This is a genomic window from Pseudoalteromonas sp. G5_S1_54_S4, from assembly GCF_054968565.1.
In genome coordinates, this window is sequence record NZ_JBQKUL010000002.1 from 60,585 (window position 1) to 84,382 (window position 23,798).

General features: G+C 39.3%; 23 protein-coding genes. 21 read left to right on the plus strand and 2 right to left on the minus strand.

Features of this window, described 5'->3' with window-relative positions:
• Positions 1-60 precede the first annotated feature (60 nt).
• From tssI to ACTRWE_RS01555, 16 genes are all read left to right on the plus strand, one after another.
• Positions 61-1,914, plus strand: a complete 1,854-nt coding sequence (tssI, locus tag ACTRWE_RS01480) for a type VI secretion system tip protein TssI/VgrG (protein ID WP_462879367.1) — start codon at positions 61-63, stop codon at positions 1,912-1,914.
• On the plus strand, positions 1,914-2,273 hold the full coding sequence (locus tag ACTRWE_RS01485) for a hypothetical protein (protein ID WP_462879368.1): 360 nt from the start codon (positions 1,914-1,916) through the stop codon (positions 2,271-2,273). The genes tssI and ACTRWE_RS01485 overlap by 1 nt, the downstream gene beginning before the upstream one ends.
• A 38-nt stretch (positions 2,274-2,311) precedes the next feature.
• Entirely contained in the window at positions 2,312-2,602 is a 291-nt protein-coding gene (locus ACTRWE_RS01490; protein ID WP_010389361.1) for a PAAR domain-containing protein, read from the plus strand.
• A 2-nt stretch (positions 2,603-2,604) separates the two neighbouring features.
• Entirely contained in the window at positions 2,605-3,630 is a 1,026-nt protein-coding gene (locus tag ACTRWE_RS01495) for a hypothetical protein (protein WP_462879369.1), read from the plus strand.
• Positions 3,627-4,472, plus strand: coding sequence for a hypothetical protein (locus ACTRWE_RS01500; RefSeq protein WP_462879370.1), 846 nt, complete (start codon positions 3,627-3,629; stop codon positions 4,470-4,472). The genes ACTRWE_RS01495 and ACTRWE_RS01500 overlap by 4 nt, the downstream gene beginning before the upstream one ends.
• Positions 4,472-9,070 (plus strand): RHS repeat-associated core domain-containing protein, encoded by a 4,599-nt coding sequence (locus tag ACTRWE_RS01505; RefSeq protein WP_462879371.1) that lies wholly within the window; start codon positions 4,472-4,474, stop codon positions 9,068-9,070. The genes ACTRWE_RS01500 and ACTRWE_RS01505 overlap by 1 nt, the downstream gene beginning before the upstream one ends.
• Positions 9,071-9,072: 2 nt before the next feature.
• Positions 9,073-10,263, plus strand: coding sequence for an ADP-ribosylglycohydrolase family protein (locus ACTRWE_RS01510; protein ID WP_462879372.1), 1,191 nt, complete (start codon positions 9,073-9,075; stop codon positions 10,261-10,263).
• Between the two features lie 26 nt (positions 10,264-10,289).
• The gene (locus ACTRWE_RS01515; protein ID WP_462879373.1) at positions 10,290-11,108 is read left to right on the plus strand and encodes an NlpC/P60 family protein; all 819 of its coding nucleotides are present in this window, start codon (positions 10,290-10,292) and stop codon (positions 11,106-11,108) included.
• Positions 11,105-11,551: a hypothetical protein gene (locus tag ACTRWE_RS01520; protein WP_076918750.1), complete on the plus strand. Its 447-nt coding sequence runs from the start codon at positions 11,105-11,107 to the stop codon at positions 11,549-11,551. The genes ACTRWE_RS01515 and ACTRWE_RS01520 overlap by 4 nt, the downstream gene beginning before the upstream one ends.
• 47 nt (positions 11,552-11,598) lie before the next feature.
• Positions 11,599-12,363: a ChaN family lipoprotein gene (locus ACTRWE_RS01525; RefSeq protein ID WP_215522174.1), complete on the plus strand. Its 765-nt coding sequence runs from the start codon at positions 11,599-11,601 to the stop codon at positions 12,361-12,363.
• 2 nt (positions 12,364-12,365) lie between these two features.
• Positions 12,366-12,950 (plus strand): hypothetical protein, encoded by a 585-nt coding sequence (locus ACTRWE_RS01530; RefSeq protein ID WP_462879374.1) that lies wholly within the window; start codon positions 12,366-12,368, stop codon positions 12,948-12,950.
• A gap of 102 nt (positions 12,951-13,052) precedes the next feature.
• The gene (locus ACTRWE_RS01535) at positions 13,053-13,319 is read left to right on the plus strand and encodes a hypothetical protein (protein ID WP_036955105.1); all 267 of its coding nucleotides are present in this window, start codon (positions 13,053-13,055) and stop codon (positions 13,317-13,319) included.
• A gap of 60 nt (positions 13,320-13,379) precedes the next feature.
• Positions 13,380-14,165: a hypothetical protein gene (locus ACTRWE_RS01540; RefSeq protein WP_462879375.1), complete on the plus strand. Its 786-nt coding sequence runs from the start codon at positions 13,380-13,382 to the stop codon at positions 14,163-14,165.
• Between the two features lie 306 nt (positions 14,166-14,471).
• Positions 14,472-14,855, plus strand: coding sequence for a DUF6795 domain-containing protein (locus ACTRWE_RS01545; RefSeq protein WP_462879377.1), 384 nt, complete (start codon positions 14,472-14,474; stop codon positions 14,853-14,855).
• A gap of 22 nt (positions 14,856-14,877) precedes the next feature.
• Positions 14,878-15,390 carry a DUF6795 domain-containing protein gene (locus ACTRWE_RS01550; protein ID WP_462879406.1) on the plus strand — a complete coding sequence of 171 codons (513 nt, stop codon included), beginning with the start codon at positions 14,878-14,880 and terminating at the stop codon, positions 15,388-15,390.
• A 27-nt stretch (positions 15,391-15,417) separates the two neighbouring features.
• The gene (locus tag ACTRWE_RS01555) at positions 15,418-16,584 is read left to right on the plus strand and encodes a lipase family protein (RefSeq protein ID WP_010389336.1); all 1,167 of its coding nucleotides are present in this window, start codon (positions 15,418-15,420) and stop codon (positions 16,582-16,584) included.
• 13 nt (positions 16,585-16,597) lie between these two features.
• Here ACTRWE_RS01555 and soxR read toward each other — a convergent pair whose 3' ends face one another.
• On the minus strand, positions 16,598-17,056 hold the full coding sequence (gene soxR / locus ACTRWE_RS01560) for a redox-sensitive transcriptional activator SoxR (RefSeq protein WP_013462989.1): 459 nt from the start codon (positions 17,054-17,056) through the stop codon (positions 16,598-16,600).
• A 98-nt stretch (positions 17,057-17,154) separates the two neighbouring features.
• Between soxR and ACTRWE_RS01565 the strand changes: the two genes are divergently transcribed.
• Genes ACTRWE_RS01565 through ACTRWE_RS01575 form a run of 3 tightly spaced genes read left to right on the plus strand, consistent with a single transcriptional unit; the run spans position 17,155 to position 18,808 of the window.
• Entirely contained in the window at positions 17,155-17,619 is a 465-nt protein-coding gene (locus ACTRWE_RS01565) for a flavodoxin family protein (protein WP_462879379.1), read from the plus strand.
• Positions 17,620-17,666: 47 nt separating this feature from the next.
• Positions 17,667-18,191 carry a DsrE family protein gene (locus ACTRWE_RS01570; RefSeq protein ID WP_462879380.1) on the plus strand — a complete coding sequence of 175 codons (525 nt, stop codon included), beginning with the start codon at positions 17,667-17,669 and terminating at the stop codon, positions 18,189-18,191.
• Complete coding sequence (locus ACTRWE_RS01575; protein WP_462879381.1) at positions 18,191-18,808, plus strand: GDSL-type esterase/lipase family protein; 618 nt, start codon at positions 18,191-18,193, stop codon at positions 18,806-18,808. The genes ACTRWE_RS01570 and ACTRWE_RS01575 overlap by 1 nt, the downstream gene beginning before the upstream one ends.
• A gap of 35 nt (positions 18,809-18,843) precedes the next feature.
• Here ACTRWE_RS01575 and ACTRWE_RS01580 read toward each other — a convergent pair whose 3' ends face one another.
• Positions 18,844-21,093: a TonB-dependent receptor gene (locus tag ACTRWE_RS01580; protein ID WP_462879382.1), complete on the minus strand. Its 2,250-nt coding sequence runs from the start codon at positions 21,091-21,093 to the stop codon at positions 18,844-18,846.
• 280 nt (positions 21,094-21,373) lie between these two features.
• Here ACTRWE_RS01580 and ACTRWE_RS01585 point away from each other — a divergent pair, with 280 nt between their 5' ends.
• Together ACTRWE_RS01585 and ACTRWE_RS01590 are read left to right on the plus strand one after the other, a co-directional pair.
• Positions 21,374-22,381: a LacI family DNA-binding transcriptional regulator gene (locus tag ACTRWE_RS01585; protein WP_010389326.1), complete on the plus strand. Its 1,008-nt coding sequence runs from the start codon at positions 21,374-21,376 to the stop codon at positions 22,379-22,381.
• A 170-nt stretch (positions 22,382-22,551) separates the two neighbouring features.
• Complete coding sequence (locus tag ACTRWE_RS01590) at positions 22,552-23,790, plus strand: MFS transporter (RefSeq protein ID WP_138594315.1); 1,239 nt, start codon at positions 22,552-22,554, stop codon at positions 23,788-23,790.
• Positions 23,791-23,798 lie beyond the last annotated feature (8 nt).

Here is a 23,798-nt window from a genome sequence, read left to right on the forward strand (position 1 = left end):
ATTGTAGCTCTGGGCTTTGCCCAGGGCTTTTTTTGATCTTCAGGATGGGAAAAGCAAGGAATGCAAAAAGCAACACAAGATAAAAACGTAATTCAAATTAGTACTCCTGTTGGTAAAGATGCCCTTTATTTAACACGCTTCGTTGCGCAAGAAGCCATGTCAGATTTATTTGTTATGTCGGTCAATATGTACACCATAGGCCAACAAATTGCACATGAAGATCTGGTTGGCAAGCCTGTTTCTATCAAGGTAAAAAATGCCGAGGGTGGCGGAGAGCGTTATTATCACGGTATTGTGAGTCAGCTTGTTTCTAACGGCAGTCGTACTGCGGATGTTGATGAGCAAAAAAATTACATTGATTATCAAGCTACCATTGTGCCTTTTGCCGCTTCTATGCGTAATCGTAAAAACAGTCGCATTTTCCAAAAGAAAACAATTAAAGATATATTTGCTGATTTGTTTGGCCAACACAATGTGGCTTTTTCAGATAAAACCAGTAAAACCTACCCCAAATACGAATACTGTGTGCAATACCAAGAGTCAGATTTTGACTTTATCCAACGCTTATTACAAAGCGAGGGGATTTTTTACTTCTTTGAGCATACAAAAAGTAACCATACATTAGTTTTAGCAGATGATATTACCGCATATGAAATGTGTGGTGAGGCTAAAGTTGTTCATTCAACTGGCCATTTAAGTGAGTCTCATGTTTCGCGTTGGCAGGGCGGATTAAGCTTAGCGCCAGGTAGTTTCAAACGTTTGGGCTACGATTTTAAACAGCCATCACGTTACCCTGATGCAGAGCAAGCAAACGCAGAATTACCGACCCAATCGGTATCAGAAATTTTTGAATATACAGCTGAAGCAGAGTGTCATCCCCGCGCGGCTAATTTGGCATCAGTTCAACTAGAGTCACTGCAAAGAGACATGAAGCTCTCGAGCGGGCGCAGTGACTGCCGCTCATTCTCTGTTGGTAAACTGTTTAGTTTCAAAAAACATGAAGACCCACGCCTTGAAGGTAAAACCTTTGCTATTACCTCGATGATGACATCGATTGTAGTACCAAACCAATCAGGCGCTTTACAATCATCAAGTGATGAAGTGTATTCTAACCACTTTGAATGTGTGCCAAAAGACATTCCATACAGAGCGCAAGTGAGCAAAAAGAAACCGGTTATCAATGGCGTACAAACAGCTATAGTAACGGGTGATAGCGCCGATGAAATTATGATTGACCAATATGGCCGCGTAAAGGTGCAATTTGATTGGGATCGTGAAGGTAAAAAAGATTCTAAAAGTTCATGTTGGATCCGAGTTGCACAAAACTGGGCCGGCAAAAAGTGGGGCGCATTTTTCTTCCCTCGCGTAGGACAAGAAGTTCTGGTTGATTTTATTAATGGCGACCCAGATCAACCTATTATAAGTGGTGCTGTTTATAACGCAGACTTAATGCCTCCGTACGCTTTACCGGGCGAAAAAACGCAAAGCGGTATTAAAACTCGCTCAACTAAAGAAGGTGGAGCAGATAATTTCAATGAGCTGCGCTTTGAGGATAAAAAAGGCAGCGAGCTTGTGTATATGCAAGCCGAAAAAGATAAACAGCTTTACGTTAAAAACGATCAAAACGAAAAAATAGATAACGACCGTAATGTTGAAATTCTTAATAACGATAATCTCAAAGTCACAGCTAACCGTGTTGCTGAAATGGGTGAAAATGACACCTTAAAAGTCGGTAAAACACTTAATATTGAAGCGGGTGACGAAATAGTGATTAAAACAGGCTCGGCGCAAATTAAAATGAGCAGTAGTGGCAATATTACTATTGAAGGTACAAACATTGATATTAAAGGCAGTAATGTAAAAGTAGATGGCAGTGCCATTACCTTATCTGCTGGTGTAATTAAGTTAAATTAATGATGGAAATAGTCAATAACTTTCAATCAGGATTTAGAAACGGCATTGCAAATAACGGGCACGTTGTTTACTGCCGTTATGGTTTACCGCATTTAGTGTGTTTACCGATAAACAGGCCAGACGATCCCTTACTGAGCCCGGCTTTAAGTCATTTAAAAGCTATGAATGGCTATTATGCACAGCAGTTTTTTATTCATTTAAGTGATTCACTTAATAGTGACAATGTAATTTCAAATTTATATCAATATGCAACTCAAAGCACAGTGGCACTTGCTGATCACAGTAAAGATGAGCTAATTGAAGAAATTTCGCTATTAGTGACGACTAACAAGCTACTAGTTATTCCACTGTATGAATAGTATTTCATAAACAAGCAAAGATACGACAAGGAGTCAAAATGGGTAAACCCGCTGCTACAATTGGCCATATGCATGTATGCCCTAAAGTGACCGCTAAAGTGCCACATGTGGGTGGACCTATAGTTGCCGGCTCTGGCAATGTGTTAATAGGTGGCATGCCCGCGGCGCGCAAAGGCGACATGATAGTGTGTATTGGCCCGCCAGATAGCGTAAAAACAGGCTCGGGGAGCGTTAAAATTAATGGTAAACCCGCTGCCAGAATGGGCGATGATAGTGGCCACGGCGGAAAAATCGTTGTGGGCAACCCAACTGTTTTAATTGGTGGCTAACTTTGCTAGCGACCTATTTAAGTGATCATCAAGCACAATTACTACAAATTAGTAACGCTCAATTGTGCCCGTTTACGTGTGTAGGTCATGTTCGTTATTTAAGAAAAACCCTATTAGAAAGCTGCTGGGTAAACGCAAAAAACAATGATCATAAAAATAACTTTGAATTGCCCACCACTGAGCAACTAGTCGAAATAATAACTAACACCAAAAACGATGAATTAGTTGCCCAAGCATGTATTGAAGTCATGGCAAACTTGCCACAAAATAAAAATATTATATTTATAAATGAACTGCTTAATCAGCCAGCGCTTAGTGCTTTTTTTAAAATCATTATAAATAAAGTGGTTATTCAACAGCATAGCTTTAACTTAATTCGGCTATTAAATTTAAACACCTTGTTTTTTGCTTACAGTGCTGATGATGAAATTCCGCCGCAAACACTGGTCACTATAAATCAAATTACCAGCCTTGCGCAGCACCACGGGCCACAGATATTAACGGCTATTTTTGATGCATTAAGTGAGCAAGCCCATCTATCACCCTTAATGTCGTTATTTTTGTTGTCATTAAATTTTGAGCAAGTAAACAGCTTAAGCAATCATGCCAGTAATACCTTATCGGTTGATCAAACATTGCATATTTTATTACAAAGCGGTTTTGTAAAACTGATTGTTTTAGCTAATTCTTTGCTACCACAGGTAGAGCAACCCGCGTTAATTATTGCGCTAATAAGGCGCATGTTAGGTGATAAACTCGATCAGCTAGTGGAGTACGATATCCAGCGACTCGCTTGGCAAGGCGATGAAAGCGCGTTAATAAATTTTCAGCAGCAGTTAAAACATAACTGGCCTAAATATGAAACCGCCATGTCGAGTTTACGATTGATTGCAGGGCACCCTCTTGATGAAGTGCCTAATGCCATTTATTTATCAGCCATGGATAGCTATAGCCAAGGGGTGTTTAACTTATATCGCTATTATCAACACCTCGCTGCCAATAAAGCTCAGGACGAGGTGGCATCATGAGTGCATTTTCAATCGAGATGACATGCTTTTCTGCCCCAAATATTAGCAGCGTAGATGTATTATTATTTGACGATAACAGTGCTGTTTTTAATGAACTGCAATGGCAGTCTTGGGATGCCTGTGTTTACGATTGCATAATTAAATCTAAAGAATTAATGGCAGAAGTCACAGACAGTACATTGCCGATAATTTGGTTACTTCCAGCGTTATCATTTCAAGATGAGCTAAAACAGTTATTAACTCAGAGCTTACAACAGTTATACCCCGATCATAGCAACGAGCTGATTTTTCATGGATCAACAGGTGCACACTCAGCTATAGCTTTGGCCGGTGAAAAAAAATGGCAAAAATTTAATGTAATTGCTTTAGATGCAACCTTTAAAGCAAATAAACAGCAGCAGTTTGTATATCAAGGTTTAGGTGGTGCGTTGGCTGTAGTTGAAATGGTGCCTTGCGGGTGGTCGCAGGTAAGCCATGAGATTGCAGCATCTATTGATTTTAGCAAACATAATCAGCTAGCAGGTATGCTTACGCGATTAGCTGAACAAACAGAGAATAAGATAGAGCTAATTTTTGCACCGGGAAATGGGGTAGATGATGATAGTTGGCTAAACAATTTACAGCTACTTACTAGCTTAATTGATGAGCACACATATTACGAACTACCCAATTATAAATTAGGGAAAATAGGCGCACTAGAAGGGTTAGTTAATTTGTACCAATTAACCACAAGCCCTGCAATTGTTGAGCATTTTAGTTATGCATTAATGCTCTCCCAAGAGCAAGCAAAGCATCAAGGTGCAGCATCATACTTATGGATAAGTGAGGAAGTAGACAGCTAATGCAAAGTAATACCGTTGTTTTACAAGGAATAAGTTACCCAATTTGCCTCGTCGCTGGTAAAGGTTCTGCGCCGTCGGGCTTTGTTGCTGTAGCAGCTAACACGCCTGAAAGTGCCAAAAATCAAATTGCGCAAATAGGCAGTGCGCTTACTAGCGACGCCGCTAAACGTTTAGACGTTATTAACTTGCTTAACCTTGCAGGAATAAGCTGTTCGCGCGGTGCGTCAGCCCGTGAAACCGCGAGTGTATTAACCCAAGCTTTGGTTGCAGATAAAATTAGTTGTTATCACCAAAAAGCTAAGTCGGCCATTCAGGTCAGTGATAACACCAATAGCGGCGCAGCAGGTAAAAAGCCAAGTAGTAAGAGCAGTTCAACAGCCTCAGGTAAAAGTGCCTCTCAAGCGCCGGCTAAAAACAGTGGCGGTGCAAGTAATAATACCCCAAGTGAAGAACCAATCACCAAACAAGAGTGCCGCTCTGACCCAGTTTCTATGCTCTCGGGTGAAGAAATACTGCCGCTTATTGATTTCACCTTAGCAGGTAGCAAACAATTAATTTGGCGACGCCTATACCGCTCATCGCATTCAGATGTATGCAGCTCTATGGGTAATGGTTGGCGACATGACTTTATGGTGCAGCTAACTGAGCACTATTTACCGCCGCCTAAAGTAGGCCCAAAACAAAAAGGCACCTACTGGTTAGAATACCAAGATGAGCATGGCGCTAAACATCGTTTTGAAAAAGTAAAACCGGGGCAATCGAGCTATCAGCTAAGCAGTAATTTGGCGTTGCATTACCAAACTAATGGTAAGCAAGTATTGGTAACCCCAGATGATCAGCATCTTACGTTTAAAGCCGGCGAAAACTCATGGTTGCTCGAAAAGGTTATTAATGAAAAAGGCCAAAGTATTGGTTTTTATTACGATGCGAAAGAGCGCTTGCATCGCGTTGAGGTAAATAAAGCGCGTGGCTGTATTTTAAAATATAACCCGCAAGGGTTGCTGGCAAACATTTCGGCTTATCGTACAGGTGATAACAACAAGCCAGTATTACTAACGCCGTTACTTGCGCAATATGATTATGATGAAAACAAAAACCTCGTTCGCGCGACCAATCAACAGGGTGAAACAGAGCATTATGGCTATAACGCCGCTAACTTATTAACTAAGCGTACCCGTGCTAGTGGTTTTAGCCATCATTTTGAATGGGACAGTTACTCATCAAGTGCTAAATGTATAAAACAATGGGGCGATAACAACACCTATACGTATCAGTTTGAATATAATTTAGATGCTGGTGAAACAACCTGTATAGACTCGCGTGGGCATAAAGAATACTTTGTACATAACGCGCAAGGTAAGTTAGTTAAGCATACCGACCCTAATGGTAATGTGTGGCACTACGGCTATAACGCACAAGGTCAAAAAATAACGGAAATAAAGCCAGATAGCAGTGAAATAAAATACAGTTATACCCCTTATGGTCAGTTAGAATCAATAACGCAGCCAGATGGCAGTGTCACTAAATTTGCTTACAACCAATTGGGTCAGCGTGTATTAACCACCTTGCCTGATGGTCAAACAATAACACGTAAATACAGCGTAGCGGGTTTGCTGCAAAGTGAAACCTTTGGCGACGGCCGCACCGTACTTTACAGCTATGACAAATTTGGCCAGCTAACCCAACACATAAATAAAGATGGTCAAGTCACTAAATTTGTATGGAACGAGCAAGGCGAGCTTTTAGCCAAACACCATAACGATGAGCTTATTCGTTATAGCTACGACAGTTTAGGCCGTGTAAATGCCACCATTAATAACGCTGGTTTGCTGACTCAATATAAATACAATGAGCACGGCCAGCTTGCGCAAACTATTGCCTTTGACGAAAAAGACCCTGAAAACAAACAGCATCAACATTTTAGTTACGATGATGCAGGGCGGTTAATTAGCTCGCAAAACAGTAAGGGTGATACCACCGAGCAACACTTTGAAGGGCTAAGCCAGCCACATTGTGTTATTCAGCCCGATGGCAGTGCACTGCATTTAACTTACGATAAAGAGCGCAACCTAACCGCTATCGAGCGTAGCGACGGCCATGTATACCGCATAAGTTATGACGCTAACGAAAACCCAACGCAAGTAACTGGATTCGATGGCACGTTACAGCAATATAAATACGATGCTTGCAACCGCTTAACCTCGGTTACACAAAGCGATAAACGCCATGTAAAAATAGAGCGTGATAAATTAGGCCGCGTAACTGCGCAGCATGCAAGTTTGGCAACCGATACTCACATCGTTAATAATGCCAATTACTACAACTATAACCTGCAAGGTAAAATTACTCGTGCGCATAATGCACAATCAACCTTAAAGCAGCAGTTTGATAAAGGCGGGCGGTTACTGCGTGCTGAGCAAGTACATAATCAGCAACAAGCGCATACCTTAAAATACAGTTATGACGACTACGGCAGAAGGCAATCACTGACCTTGCCAGATTCAAGTACGCTTAAATATAGCTACAATAAATTTGGTCAGCTAAGTGCTATTCATTTACAGCAAGCCAACAGCACGGCTGTTGAACTTGCACAGCTTAGCTACGACAGCCAAGGTAATATTCAAACGCAAAAGTTTGGTAATGACATAACCCTTACCCAACAGTTTGATGTATTTAACCGCTTAACACAGCAGCAGTTAACTCATCCTGCGCAAGCACTATTTGATGATACCTGTACGTACAATTACGACAGCGTAAACCAACTGATTGCGCGTAAAGAGGAAGGCGTTAGCAGCCATAACATTAATTTTGAGTACAACAGCCTAGGCCAGTTAATTCAGCAAAATCTTGCCAGTGGTGAGAATACAAAAACCAGGCAATACCAGTGGGATAGTTTTGGTAACCCAGTTAGCCAATCAAGAATTCAAAATAACGAATTAGCCGAGCAGCAAACTACTCAGCCAAATGATAATAGCGATGCGACCAATAAGGTTGAAAGTAATCAGTCAGAAAGCACACGTAATGTAATTCATAGTGAGTACAGTGATTCAAGCACAGCAACGGTTGCTAGTGAGCTAAGCGAAGACGATGGGGTTATTACAGGCATCACTGATGCAGACCGTTTAACCCACTTTGGCGACAGCGACTTTCATTATGATGAATTTGGTAACCAAATACGCGAAACCGGTAAAGGCATAAAAACCCGCCGCGAATACAACGCGTTTAATCAGCTAAGCTGTTTTAACAACAACGGCACGCTTACTCAATACGACTACGACCCACTCGGGCGCCGTCTCGCTAAGCACACTGAGCAGGGTAAAATTGACTACATTTGGGATAACGACCAGCTAATTGGCGAATACCAACACGGCGAATATACTTGGTATATCAACCTACCAAATCAATTTCACCCAGTAGCGCTGATTAAGCAAGGCGAGGTGTACTACTACCACCTAGACCAGCTCAACACCCCACGTTTTGTGACAAATTACAAGGCAGAAGTGGTATGGGAAAACCAAGCCGATGTGTATGGTTATGAAGAACCAGAAGCCGAGCCTGGCAATAATAAAGAAAACACTTTCACTCAGCCAATTCGTTTTCAAGGGCAGTATTTAGATGAAGAAAGCGGTTTACACTACAACCGTTATCGCTACTACAGCCCTAAACAACAAAGATTTATAAACCAAGACCCAATAGGTTTAGTGGGTGGCATAAACCACTACCAATATGCACCAAACCCGGTTAACTGGGTGGATCCGATGGGGTTGAGGTGTAAAGAGGGTGAGAGAAAATTAAAAATAAGCTTAGAAAGAGCAGTTAATGAAGGTGTAATTAATAGAGAACTACAAAGGGATCTATTAGAAGCTGCACAAATTGGATTTATTAGTCCAACAGAGATTAAACAGAAATTAATTACAGGGAATCCAGCTTCGTTACTTATATTGGAAGGGATGGAAAAGCCAAGCCCAATGACCACTCAATCTATAATTGACGAATGTATTGACGGACCACCTTCAGTTGATGAATTAATTATGTCAGATTTAAATATTGGCAATAGTTTAAATGGCTTAGAAGGTGATGACTTTAAAAATCATGTCCTAATGAACTATTACATGTGTCCTGGTATGGAAGAGCTAACACGGGAGGAGTTTTTATCGATTTCGGTATATACAACAAACTTGTATAGTCCAATTAATGGCGGATTGAGAGGTTTTTCTCCTGATGATAAAAAGAAATGGTCAAATGTGGTTGAAAACGCAAATAAAGGCTTAGAAAAACTGGCGAAAAACCCAGAGTTTAGATATGAGGGAGAAGTTGTTAGAGGAGATAGATTTAATGATGAATTATTGGATGAGTTGTTTCCAATAGGCGGGATTCATCATGAGAAAGGGTTCAAAAGCACAAGCTATAATCCAGATAAAAATTTTCCAGGTAATACTAAGATTACTATACAATCTAAAAATGGTGTTAGAGTAGCAGACACAGCTTCAGTAGTTCCGCATGAAGAAGAGGTTTTATTTAAATCGGGAACTAAATTTAAAGTTATTAGCCGTGAAAAGGTTAATGGAAAAAATTTCATAGAGTTGGAAGAGGTTTAAAAGTGAGTGGAAAAAAATATTATAATGATTCCGGTGAGTTAATTACCTCTTCCGCAATAATTCGAATGTTAGACTTGGAAAAGAAAATCCCTGAAGAATTACGTTTTCCACCAATGACAGATAAGTTCAGTGGTTCTAGGGAGCCTATTAAAACACAGTGGCTATTATCGTATGCTGTTTATCGTACTGCTGTGCCTTGGCCTACCGATTTACAGTGTAAGGAATATTACCAGCGTATAGCTGTAGATTGCGAGGAAGACATTAATCGTTTCCGTGGGGCTTTGTTAGGGTGCGCTTTAGGTGATGCTTTAGGTACAACGCTTGAGTTTAAGCCTCCGGGTACATTTGAGCCGATTTGTGATATTTTGGGGGGAGGGCCATTTAACTTGAAGGCAGGAGAGTGGACTGACGATACTAGCATGATGTATTGCCTAGCTCACAGCCTCGTTCGTACAAAAACTTGTGATCTTAAAGACCAAATGGATTTGTACCATAAATGGTGGAAAGATGGTGTATTTAGTGTAAATGGTAAGTGTTTTGATATCGGTAATACGGTTGTTCACGCTCTACAAAATTATGAACAAACTGGCGATCCTATATCTGGTAATACGGATCCAAAATCTGCTGGAAATGGGTCTTTAATGCGTTTAGCACCAATACCAATCCGCTATTATGATAATTTCGAAAATGCAATTAAATATGCAGCTTTAAGTTCTATAACCACTCATGGCGCAGAGGAAGCTGTTGATGCTTGTCGTTATTTTAGTGGGGTAATTTGGGGAGCTTTGCATGGGGTATCGAAAGAAACTTTACTTGATGGCATTTACACACCTATTGATGACTATTGGGATAAAAATCCACTATGCCAATCTATTGTTAATCTGATAGTAGACGCTAAATATAAATCTAAAAGTGCTTCTCAAATACGTGCTAGTGGTTATGTTATGCATACTTTAGAGGCTGTTTTATGGGCTTTTTATCATTCTGATACATTTGAAAATGGTGCTTTATTAGCAGTGAATTTAGGGGAAGATGCTGATACAACTGGTGCTATATATGGACAACTCGCAGGAGCTTACTATGGAGAGCGTGTTATTAATTATCATTGGGTTAAAAAAGTAAGAGAATTTCATGTTTTTTATTTAAAAGCTCAAGAGTTTAAAGAGTTGATCGTTTCGGAAAGACATCAATAGCAATAAATTAAAGACAAGGAAATACAATGTCATCAATAAGAATAACCCAACCTGTTGGATTGGGCGGTACTAACAGTTTAAACGATGTGAAGACTGTACAAACGGCGTTGAATAAATTACTAAAACTCATCCCTCCTACACAAGCTTTAACTGTGGATGGTCGCTTAAACTCTCGCCCAGAGAGCTCAAAAACGATTGCCGCCATTAAATTATTTCAAAGTAAAGTATTAAACATGGTTCGTCCTGATGGGAAAATAGATCCTAATGGACGTACTCATCGAAAAATCAATGAAAAATTAATAAGTCAGGCTGCAATTAGCAGTGTAACTACTGCACTAAAAATGCCTGCATCAAATGCATTTTGGATGAAAACGGCTATCGCAGAGGTTGGTGAGGCTGAAATTCCGGGTATAAAAGCAAATCCACAAATTTTGGAATACTTTAAAGCATCAAAATTCTGGGGTAGTGATGATAGCGGTGGTCAAAATGCATGGTGCGGCTCTTTTGTTGCTTGGGTTATGCTGCAGAATAATATGGAGCCTGTTAAAAATGCTTTTAGAGCAAAAGAATGGGCGAGTTTTGGCAAGCCTCTTGCTAAGCCAGTTTTCGGTGCTATAGGCATCAAATCTCGAAAGGGAGGAGGTCATGTTGCTTTTGTCGTAGGTCAAAGTGCTGATGGAAATTACTTATATATGCTTGGAGGTAATCAAAGTAACAGTGTTAATGTTGCAAAGTATAAAAAAGAATTGTGGGATGATTTTGTAGTGCCTGCTAATTTTGACCCTTCATCAGCAAGTTTACCTATTTATACTCAAAAAGCATCTGTTGCTGGGAGTGAAGCATGATAAAAAAAATACTTGTCATTCTTTTTGTTTTATTTGCTTCAACTCATATTGTTTATGCCAAAAGTGCTGAACTTTTGGAATTGAAAGGCTTTAAAGAAGCAATTAAAAATGTGCATTATTTGGCTAAAGTCAAAATCACAAATGTTGAAATTTTCCAGGATGAGGATGAATCTGAAAAACACGTTTACTCTGCTGAAGTGCTAGCAACATACAAAGGTAAATCTCATAAAAAGCTAAGCTATGAGATGTTTGTGGAGAAAGGTGAAGATATTGTTTTTAACTCTGCTTCAATTTATGTAGCACTTTGTTTAGATGAAAAGGGAACATACTATTGGCCAGGCACAGGCTCTGAATTTAAACCTTCATTAGTTATTGATACATGGCTAACTGAAAATAAAAGTAATGTGGAAAAAGTAAGCACTAACGTAGGTTGGTGTGAATAGTGCTATCCAGTAATTATAAAAGTTAAATAAGCTTATATGGAAATAAAATGAATAAAATAAACACGGATGTAAATTACAGAACAATGGCCGGTAATGCGCGTTTAGTTATGTTAGGCGAATCAAGCCACAATCCCGCAATCTACAAATATGAAGCCATAAAAGCACTTAGGCAACTTAAAACAGCTGGCTTTACCCATTTTGCAATTGAAATGTTACCTCGTTCTATGCAAGAAAAAATAGAGTTTTATCAACGAACAGGTAAAGGGTTTAATGTAATTCAGCAATATTTTAATGATAATTGGGCTTGGGGTTATTTAGTTCCTAAAGCATATGGCGAACTGGTTAAAGCCGCTCGGGAAGTAGGCTTAAAAATAATTGCACTTGATTTGACTTTGGATGAGATGGAGTCTATTGATAAATCGTGTGATTATGATAATTCATTAGCAGGTAATTGTTTTAATAGTCACACCATTAGAAATATGGTTTGGGCTCAAAATATAAGTAATATTTTAAATCAAACTAATCAAAATCGCGTTGTTGCTTTTATGCATCGTTGGCATGCTGTTAGATCAACTAAATATCAAGAAGGTCTTGATACACTTGTGAAAATGGAAGGCACGCTAAAACTTAGATTTATTGACTTCATCGGTGGTACTGCTTGTTACTCACAAAGAAGTTGTGAGGGTTATTCTGATGAAAAGGGTAACCTTAAAAAGCAATATTTTTCACGAGAAGGTTTTCCATTTCAAACTGCAGTAAAATCTTATCAAGTACACCTGCCTGAAAATACCTCGATAGTAAAAGGTATATAGTAGTGAAAAAGTTAATTTATACTTTTTTTATACTTATATTATGTTCCGACTCATTTGCTGGAACTTTATTTCCAAAGCATGATATTAATGATCCTAAGTTATCCAAAAACACAGTGATACTTCAATGCCAAAAAAGCCTGATGTATGCGCCTAGACAGCTTGAAAAATGGTGCGAAAAAGCTTACGAAATGGGATATTGGCAAGCGCTAGAAGTTATAGGTTTACATACAAGTGATGGAAGCCGTTATATCACGGAGGCTCAATTACATGCTGAAAATGGTGATCCTGATGGAATCTTAGCATTGGCTTTTGCATATGAGTCTGGGCGTTTTGTTACTAAAAACCTACATAAATCGATTGCTTTATATAGTCAATACTTAAATGAAAACCAAGGTATTGAAGAAGAGAAAATGAGAGTAATCAGAACCCATGAAGCTCTATATTTGATATATACAAAGTTAGGTGATTTTGAAAACGCAACTAAACAGAAACGCTTTTTAGATGAAAGTAATTATAAAGAAAATAAAGAAGCTATATTAAAAAAACAAATGCGAGAAGCGGGAATATCTATTGACTCAGAACAATAAAATGCAATTTTAGTAAAATTGATACTTTGATATTCGCATGACAGATTTAATTGAAATAAAAAGGAGCTATAAACGCCAAACTTAAGGCGCTATAGAATTATTATGGAACAACAACACCAACAAACACTAACCAACCTCGTATACGATATTTACGAGGATCCAACTAAAATTGAAGAGCATCAAGAGCTTATTCAACCACTATTGAGCGATTTAGTTGCAACTGCCCCTGTGGGTTTTGAAGGTATGGCGACGATGATCAATACTCACATATCAAACGGGTTTAAGTTTAAAAACCCTAAAATACAAAAATTTGAGCTTGAGTCGGGCTTATTAAAGCTTAAAACCTACCTGCAAAAAATAAACCTTTAATTAGTTTCGTAATTGCCAATACTCTCGGCGAAGTGTGTTGGCTGTAATCAAGGATGATAAATGATTCTTATAAACACCTGCATTTTAATGCTATTTTTACAGCCATTATTTGTTTATTTAGCACTTTTTAAACAGTCAAAACACAGCGTTGAGCCCAAAAGCTCGTTAGATAATGAAGATTCAATGTTTTTATTTATTGCCCCTGGCTTATCGGTTTTTTATCTTGATCAGTTTTGGGTCGCGCTGCTTTATTTAGGTAGTGTGTGCTTATTGGGTGTATTGCTAGCTAAAATTGTAGAAAGCAAAGCAAACAAGCGATTGACCAGAGACGATTCAATAGGGTTTATGGTCGCCAGTTTTATCTTTTTTGGAATGATAAAGTTAATTATTGTTGCGGTAGCGTATTTTTTTATCGATGACGCTTCAAGCGCGATAACAGAAGATTTAAGCCCAGCTAAAGAGCCCTCATTAACGATTAGCCAAATGTTTAGTGTGGATTATTTGTATAGCCAGTTTAAACCTACGGTTTATTTTTTAGCATTAATGGTCGTGACCTTAGTACTCAAAATTATTGAGTACAAGTTTTCTTTAAAGGAGGCGCTTTCAGGCATCCTTATTATGCTAAGTGCTATATTAGTCGGTATTTCCCCACTATTTGGCGAAGCTTATATATTAGGCTTAATTGCTAACTTTTTTATCTTTTTTATAGTGTGCTCTACATGTATTGAAATAGACAAAATAGGGGATGCATCGGGTGGTGCTATTGCTATTTTATATGGCTATATATTAATGATGGGGCTAGGGTTTAGCATTATATGTAAGCTTGTTTATGAAGTGTTTTTTTAGGGAAAGATTTATTGCTTGTTTTTTGCTCTAAATGCTTGCAGTGCGCTTTGTACCCAATTAGAATAAATTTTAGTTGAAATGGCAATTTCATTAACACTGATATAGTTAAGAGTTTAAAACGTCATTAAATAGCAATACGACACGTGTATTTTGAGGCTAACAGTTGGGAGCTTGTATATTTTGTTATCACGTTTTAAAGCTTACTTTTTGGTAGTTGTATCTATTACTATTATTTTGACTACAACACAGGCTTGTGCAGATATATTTGGTTTTTTCAATAAGCAGGATTTTGTTTTATCGGCTCCGATGAAGGGGCAATTATTAGATAAAGGGCAGCCTGTTGCAAATACTAAGGTTGTACGTGCGCTTACTTATGGTGATGAATATAAAGATGAAGCAATAACCGATCATAATGGTTTTTTTACCTTCACAGAAAAATCTATAAAAACGAGTAAGCCTGCAAACATGTTTGATAATGAATCACTGGTTCAACATGTTTATTTAGAAAATGGTACGCCTGAGGGCGTTGTTCTTTGGTACATAACCGTGTCTATGCACGATGGGAGTGATACCCTAAAAAGCTTACTCGCTGACTTAGAGTGTGATATTGCCAAAGACCCACAAACATACGACATACCTATAGAAGAAGAGCCAGAGCACTTCTTTACGATATATGGTGCATGTATTTGATTTATTGGAGATTATATTTTTGATGGAGCGGTTTAAGTTGCCATTTCTCATTGTAGTTGTGGCTATTCTAATTTTATTTACTACAACACAGGTTTTTGCAAATATGTTTGGTTTTTTTAGTAAGGAAGATTTTGTGTTATCAGCTCCAGTTGAAGGGCGTTTGCTTTTTGATGAGCAACCTGTTGCTGGTAAAAAGGTATTTCGTAGACTAAATTATGGCGATGAATATATTGATGAAGTAACAACAAGTAGTGATGGTCGTTTTTCCTTCCCTAAAAAAGTTATCAAAACATCAAAGCCATCAAACATGTTCGACAACGAATCTGTTATACAACACATATACACATTAGATGAGAATGCAAAGGAAGTTACTATTTGGGCAGTTAGGCTATTTCCTTACGAGCATAAAGATACGCTAACCGAATACTTAAGTAATTTGGTTTGTGATATCTCAAATGAGCCAGAAACATTTGATATAGCTGCTAAAAATGATAAACAGCATACATTTGCAGTTTTTACCACCTGTAAGCTCTAACGTTTAAAGCCAATAAAAGGATTTAAAATGAATACGTTAACACCTACTCAGGCAGTCCAATTAGCATCACTTGCTTATGATGCTAAAGAATTAAAAAATACAAAACTATTAAATGGGCTATTGCATGCATCCTTAAGAGATCAGTTTGATTTTTCTATCAATAATAAATCCATACAAGGTGTGTCAGGCGGGTTTTTCTCTCATTTATTTGGTTTAAGTACTGGGTTTGGCCTTGTTGCACACGGTAAAAATTCATTTCAAGGTGATTCAGTAATCACTATTCGTGGTACGGCTTCTCTTAGAGATGGCCTAACAGATGCACACTTTGGTTTAAGCGGTGGCTCTAACGGCAGTATGGTACATGCTGGGTTTAATAAAACCTTTTATAGTATGAAACCTGCACTACAAGAGTTCGTTGCTGCTAACATTCGAGACAAAATGACCGGCTGTGTGCACATTGTTGGTCATAGTTTAGGTGGTGCATTGGCTACGCTTTCAGCCGATTGGATAAAAGCAGAGTATTCGTTGCCGGTTAAATTATATACGTTCGGCTCACCAAGAGTGGGGCTTGATAACTTTTCACGCGCTGCTACTTCTCGTATTGATAAAATATACCGCTGTACACACGGTGCTGATCCGGTTACAAAAGTGCCTTTATGGCCATTTTCACATGCGCCCTATAATGGCCAAGAAATTCGCCTTGATAATGGTCAGGGCCTTAAAGGCGCAGCCCACAAGTTAAGTGGTACGCCAGGCTATGTTAATACCGCAAACAGTAATGACTGGGGCAATTTAACTGTAAAAGCAAACCACTTCTTAAGCACACCGGTACGTTTAAAGTTTGAAGACAGAAACCAAGCTTCATTTAGTTCACACTGGGCAGATAAACTGGGCGCTGCGTTAGTTACCTTATTAAAAGATTCGGGTTACTACAGTGCTGTTGCAGCACAAGCAGCCATAGGTACAGGCTTAACTTTTTACGATATGCTGGCGCGAACGCTTGATAAAATAGCCAAAGCGTCAGCCTCATTTGCAACGCAAACCTTAGGTTTACTCGGCCACATGCTAGTGTTTGCTGGCAAAGTTATTAGTAAAGCCGTAGAGCTGACTTACAGTTTTATAAAATCGGTATTTGACTCAACTCTAGGGGCGTTATATCGCGCAGCACGAGAAGGCTTAAATGGTCTAGATTAATGTCTTATAAGCCTTAATCTCGCTCTAACAAAATGGCACCACTTTGGGTTTCACCTAAGTGGTCGTCTTTGTTATAAATAGGGCACTTACTCATTGATAAACACCCACAGCCAATACAGCCATCAACCCGTTCACGTAGACGTTGCATATAAGCAATGCGCTCATCAAGCTGTGCTTGCCATTGTTTTGAAAGTGCAGACCAGTCTTTTTGGGTAGGTGTGCGCTGCTCTGGTAACGTTGCCAGTGTTTGTTTAATTTCTTCCAGCGTGATCCCCATCGCTTGTGCCGCTTTTATAACTGCGACTCGCCTTAGTACATCTGGTTTAAAGCGTCGTTGGTTGCCACTGTTTCGCCAACTGCGTATTAGCCCTTTAGTTTCGTAAAAGTGCAGTGTAGATACCTTAACGCCACTGCGTTTAGCGACAAACCCAACCGTTAAGTTGGCTTCAGTAAGCTTTTTTTGTACCGCCATCACTTTAATTCCTTTTAAAAATTAAATTATTTCTTATTGACCTGAACTTAACTTGAGGTTTTAAGCTTTGCATTATCATAAGAAAAGGAGCTAACCCAATGCAAGAAAAATCAGCACACCATATCGCAATCATATATTCAAGTGGACGTAAAAATGGCAATACTACCGCGCAAGTTAATGCCTATAGTAAGCAACAAAGCGGCATTGTTTTTTGCTTAGATGATTATGTTATTTCACCTTATCGCTACGATAAGCAGTATCACAATGATGATTTTTATAATTTGTTTGAAGTGTTACTTCGTTACGAACATTGGGTGTTCGCATCGCCTGGGTACTGGTATAACACCACGCCAAAAATGAAAGCATTTATAGATAGGATCACAGATTACATGGATGATGAGGCGTTAAAACCGAAGCTTAGAACTTTACGTAAAAAACAGTTTTCACTGTTGTCTAATGCTGCATCTCCCTCTGCGCCAGACGCATTTATCGATATGTTTAAACACACCTTTAATTATTTAGGAATGACTTTTAAAGCGCATTCACATGTTCAGGCTAGTTAATCACGTTAAATAGCGTTAGGCTAAACAAAAAGTAAAAAGGATGATGTATGAAAACGTTACTTATTGGCTCAAGCTTACTTTTAGCTAGCTTTGGCGCTCTTGCTGCAGAGCCTGCGCCTGTTATTAAAGACTATGGTTATTTTTATAATGTGCCCGAGCATGTGTCTGATTTAAGCCAAGCACAGTTTAAGATAGCTTTTGATGTAGGTAAAGGCGCTGAAAAGGGTGCGCAAAATAATCATATTAATTCGTTAGCGCGATTTATTAATATGCATGTGGCTCACGGCGTAAAACCAGAAAATATTCAGCTTGCGCTGGTGGTACACGGTGGAGCCCGCGTTGATGTACTGCAAAACAGTGATTATAAAGCTCGGTTTGAAAAAGATAACAAAACCGAATCTTTAATTAAACAGCTGCTTGCTAATAACACGCAGGTATATGTATGCGGGCAGTCGGCAATGCATATGAAGGTAGCAGCAGATCAGCTTATACCTAGGGTGAAAATGGCGCTTTCTGCGATGACTGTGCATGCGCAGTTACAGCAACAAGGCTATACATTGAATCCGTTTTAATGAATATTCTGTGTTTTGGTGATTCCAATACCTTTGGTATTTCTCCTGTTGATGGCAAACGGCTGAGCGAAATTGAACGCTGGCCTACTTTATTAAAGCAGCAGTTGGGCACCGGCTTTGAAGTGATTGAAGCCGGGGAGCCTAATCGTACTTTAGTCAATAACCCCCCGTTTATGGGAGATAAATCGGGCATTAAATATTTAAAACCGTATCTGGAAGCGCACACTGTTGATGTTGTTATTATTCAGCTTGGCACCAATGACTTAAAAGCACGTTTTGCACTGTCTGCTATCGATATTGGCAAAGCGCTTGAGGAGTTAATTTTAGCTATTAAAGCCTTTTATCACTGTAAAACAATACCAAAGATAATCATTATAAGCCCGCCCAAGATTCATGAAGTGGGAAGTTATAAAAGCATTTACGCAGGTGCAGGTAAAAAAGTTGAACAATTATCCATTGAGTTCAAAGCCGCCGCCTATCGTCACACGTGTGAATTTTTAGATTGTTATCTGCTGATACAATCTTGCAAGAAAGAGGGCATACACTTAGCTGTTAGTGCGCATAGAGAGCTTGCTAATAGGTTGACACCTATAATAAAGAAAGCCGCCGTGTATTAAACACAGCGGCTTTAATTTATTGCTTAGGGAGTGTATTAAAATGCGTAACTAACACTTAAGCGTGTTGTACGCGGCATAATGTAACGACCATTGGGCGCGTCGGCATTACGTGGGTCGCCTTCAGTGATACCTTGCTCGTCGGTTAGGTTATCTATGGCTAATTGCAGTTTAATGCCTTCCATTGGTTCAACAATTAAACCTAAGTCTACTTTTTCGTAGCCATCGAGTGTCACGGTGTTTTCGTTATTACCAAAGCGGTCATCTACCGCTGAAATTGTTCCATATAAAGTGGCATACATGCCGTCTACTTCAAAGTCATAGCTTGGTGTTACACGTACTTGCCATTTAGGTTGGCGTTGTGCATCGTTACCTTTATTTTCAGGGCTTTCAGTGATTTCGGTTTGTTGTAATGTGGTATTTAAATTAACAGAAAAGCCAGATTCATGATTAAAGTTGTAATCAAGTTCAACACCATACGCTTCGTTGGTTAAAATTTCAGCCGGCACACCCGGGCGACTTACAAAGGTATCGCCTTTTACTTCATTGACAAAAAAGGTGGCATAGAAGTCGGTAGAGTCTGAAATAAGCTTGTAACCTAGTTCGCCCTGCGTTACTTCTTTAATTAGTTTTTCACCCCCTTGGTATGCGCCAAAGTTATCTCTAAAGTCATCAAAATATGGCATTTTATAACCACGGTTAATACGTGCAAACACGCCCATATCGTCATTAATTGAATAGTTTAAACCGGTTGTCCATGAGGTTTTACTTTCATCGTAATCAACAGTTTTAGTGATAATACCGTCAAGGTCTTCATCAACACTGTATTGCACGTCATGGTTTTCTTTACGTACACCTAAATCAAGCGTAAATGCATCTGCAAATTTGTATTGGCCTGTAAAGTAAAAGGCATTGGTGCGAGCATCGCCTGTTGAGCTAATATCGTAATTAAAACCACACCCGGCAGTGCTTTGGTTACATTCAATGCCATTTAATAACTCACCACCGGCTTCCAGCACGTGATACGCCGTATTACCTAAGCTCCACCAATCGCTCGCAGATGTGCTTGCGGTGTAATAACCCAAAGTGGCCGATAAATCGCCAAATTGCTTTGAAAAGGCTAAGTCGTTAGTAAAAGAGCTTATTTCTTTTAATACTACCCAGCGACCTAATTGCTGAATCGCGGTGTCACTAGCATATTCGGTGTTAGTTACCGCACCGAATGCCGTTTGGCCATTGTCGGCCACTTCACCAACGGTTGTTGCTGAACCATTAGGTACTAGGCCAAATGTATTGGCATCGCCTTTGGTAATATTGAAGCGATCAATAAATTGCCAGCCATTATCAAATTCAAGTTTAATACTACCGCCGGATACATGGCCATCCCATCCTCGGCCATCACCTAGGTCAATGTCGTGTGGTTGCGCATTTGGGCCGGTAAAAATCGTCGCTTGACGGTTAAGTGTGCCAAGTTGGGTATATTCAGCATCAATGCCATTAACATTGAGTGGTGTTGGTAAGTACCATGCGCCATGATCGTCTGTTTGACGGGTATAAAAGTTAAGCTCGCCATTGTCTAACTCTTTAGTAATGTTAATTGTAAATTGGCTGCCTTTTTCAGAAGTAAAGCCTGCATCACGGATACCAGGAGAGCTTTTAACATAGCCGCCTACCATAAAATATAGGTCGTCGGTGATTTCACCACTTACTACAGCATCAACCCGTTGTAAGTCGTAATCTGAGGTGGTGTATTTAAATAAGCCTTGAGTATCTTCACTGCCACGTTTTAATCTAAAGTTGGTTGTTAAACCAGGCTGACCATTGGATAGCACAGGATTAGGACCACCACGCAGTGCTTCCATTGTTTCGATCGTTTCATCGATTCTAAATAACGATGAGTTTTCTAAAAATGAAAGAGTAGGGGCAGGGTAAACTGGCGAGCCTTCAATACTGAGTGTTAAAAATGGCGCATCACCACCTCCTGGAAACCCACGCACAAATACGTTGGCACCAGACTCACCGCCAGAGCTTTCAACCCACACACCGGGAACGGCTTTAAATAAGTCAGCAGTACTTTTAGGTGATAATTTTATAATTTGTGATGAATCAATATTTGTTACAGCGTAGCTGGCATCAATTTTTCTGATCCCAACACCTGCGGGTGTACCAGAAACGACAATTCGCTCAACCTTTTTTTCTTTTGCTTGTTCTGCTGCAAGAGCAGCGTGTGTGCTTAGGGCTAAAGTAATTGCACAGGCTAGCATGCTTTTTGCTTTATTGAATTTCATGTGTGAGATCCCGTTTTTAGTGTGTTAAACAGTGTGTATTACAGCGAGATTGATTAAATTTTAATGTAAACAGGCTGTATAAATTGAAACTCTAGAGATAAATGCAAACGTTTGCAATGTTTATTTGTAAATTATTTATTAATAAGGGCTGTTGTTTTATTGAGCGTAATTACACAAGAGCGTAATTTTTAAGTTAATGGGCAAGCCAGTAAAAAATAATAATGCTATATTGTCAGTAAGTTAGATATAGCAACAGCCGCAGTGGAGCGTTTAGGGTTTTATGAATAATAAAAAAATTAAATTAGCTGATTTAGCAAAGCTTGCTGGGGTGTCTACCTCAACGGTTTCGCGCGCGCTGAATAATAACCCGCTCATTAAGCAAGAAACCCGCGACAAGCTTCAGCAGCTTGCAAAAAAACATAATTTTAGCCTTAACACGGCGGCTAGCCGTTTGCGTACGCAAAAGACCAATGTTGTTGCCGTCATTATTAATCTTGATGAGCAAACCGAGCAATCAATCAGCGATCCATTTTTACTCAAGGTAGTGAGCGAAATTAACCTTGCGCTTAATCAACAGGGGTTAGAGTTGTTGTTATCTAACTCTATTATGGCGCAAGATGACTGGGCTAATTACTTTATTAATGGCCGCCGAGCAGATGGCATTATTGTTGTGGGGCAAGGAAAAAACCAAACTAATATAGAAGCGGCTGCCGATGCAGGTATTCCTTTAGTTGTATGGGGGGATCCAAAAACACAAAGCAATTATCCTATTGTCGGCAGCGATAACTACTTAGGAGGAATGCAAGCGACCGCTCATTTAATAGAACACGGTGCTAAAAATATTTTATTTTTAGGCGATCCTGAGCATGGTGAAATTAGTGAAAGGCATCGTGGTTACGCTGCTGCACTTTCTACCCATAAACTTGAGCAGCATGTTATATCCATTGATCTTACCAGTCGCTCTGCGTATCAAGCAATTAACCAGTTATTACGTGAAAAAGGGTTGTATTTTGATGCGATTATGGCCTGTAGTGACATGGTTGCACTGGGGGCGATGAAAGCGCTGAAAGAGCGCTACGTGAGTATTCCTAACGATGTGGCACTGGTTGGATTTGATGACATTGCCATGGCTGATATTAGCCATCCTTCACTTTCTACAATTAAACAAAACACCCAATTTGCTGCGACTTTGTTAGTTAAAAAGTTAATACAGCAGTTTTCAGGTGAAAAAGTCGAATCACAAGTTATTGATATAGAGTTAATTACTCGCCAGTCAAGCAAACGTTAACTTAGTATGCATGTATATTAATTGTTAAATTTAAAATGCAAACGATTGCAATGGTGTTTATTCTACACTAAACTCTGGACTCACTGACTAACACACACGGTAATTTACCCCTATTGGTAATTTGCTTTTTATAAAAGTTATGGCGTATGTAGCTATAAACGAGGCAGGCAATGAGTAAAATAAAAATCACACTGGCAATTGCTGCAAGCTATTTTATTTTCGCAATACTATTAAATAGCGTAGGCACTGTTATTTTGCAGGCTATAAACACACTAGGAGTAAGCAAAACAGAAGCGTCGGTTTTAGAGGGGTTTAAAGACTTATCAATTGCAATAATGTCATTTGTTGTTGCTTCATTTATACCACGTTTAGGCTACAAGCTTGCAATGCTGCTAGCACTGATAGTTGTCGCTATAGCGTGTTTGAGTACGGCTGTAATAAGTGACTTTTACATGTTTAAAGTGTTATTTGCTGCTGTGGGTTGTGGTTTTGCGGTCGTTAAGGTGTCGGTTTATTCAATTATTGGCCAAGTGACTGAGGATGCAAATAGTCACTCATCATTACTAAACACGATAGAAGGCATTTTTATGGTGGGTGTATTAAGTGGCTATTGGGTATTCACCGCATTTATAGACCCTGTTGATAGCAATGCCTGGTTGAACGTTTATTACCTATTAGCAGCGCTTACGCTTTTGGTGGTTGTTAGTGTTGTGATAGCACCAATAAAGCCTGCTATCAAAGGTCAAAGAAGCAACTCGGGTTGGAATGACTTTATTGCTATGCTCAAACTTACCTATCAACCGTTAGTGCTGATTTTTATTATTAGTGCATTTTTGTATGTGTTAATCGAGCAAGGGGTAGGGACTTGGTTGCCTACATTTAATAATCAAGTTTTGCAATTACCAGTAGCTATTAGTATACAACTAGCGAGTATTTTTGCCGCAGCTCTTGCTTTAGGGCGCTTAGTGGCGGGCCAAGTATTAAAGCATATTCATTGGTTTGTAGTACTTAGCTGTTGTTTAGTTGCTATGGCTGCGTTGATCATTATTACCTTACCACTAACGGAAAACTTACCTAAAAGCGAGGTGAATAGTTTATTTGATGCGCCTCTGGCGGCGTTTGTTTTGCCATTAATTGGCTTTTTTATGGCGCCCATTTATCCGGTACTCAACTCAGTCATGCTCAGTGCGCTTCAAAAGCATCAACATGCTGCAATGACAGGGTTAATCGTTGTGTTTTCAGCACTTGGTGGCACCACAGGGTCGGTGATAACCGGGTATGTATTTGAGCACTTTAGTGGCCAGCATGCTTTTTATCTTTCACTTGTGCCCATTAGTTTAATTTTTATTAGCGTGATTATCTTTAAAAAACGCACCCATGCCATTTCACAACACGCAGTCAATAGTTAATAGATTAG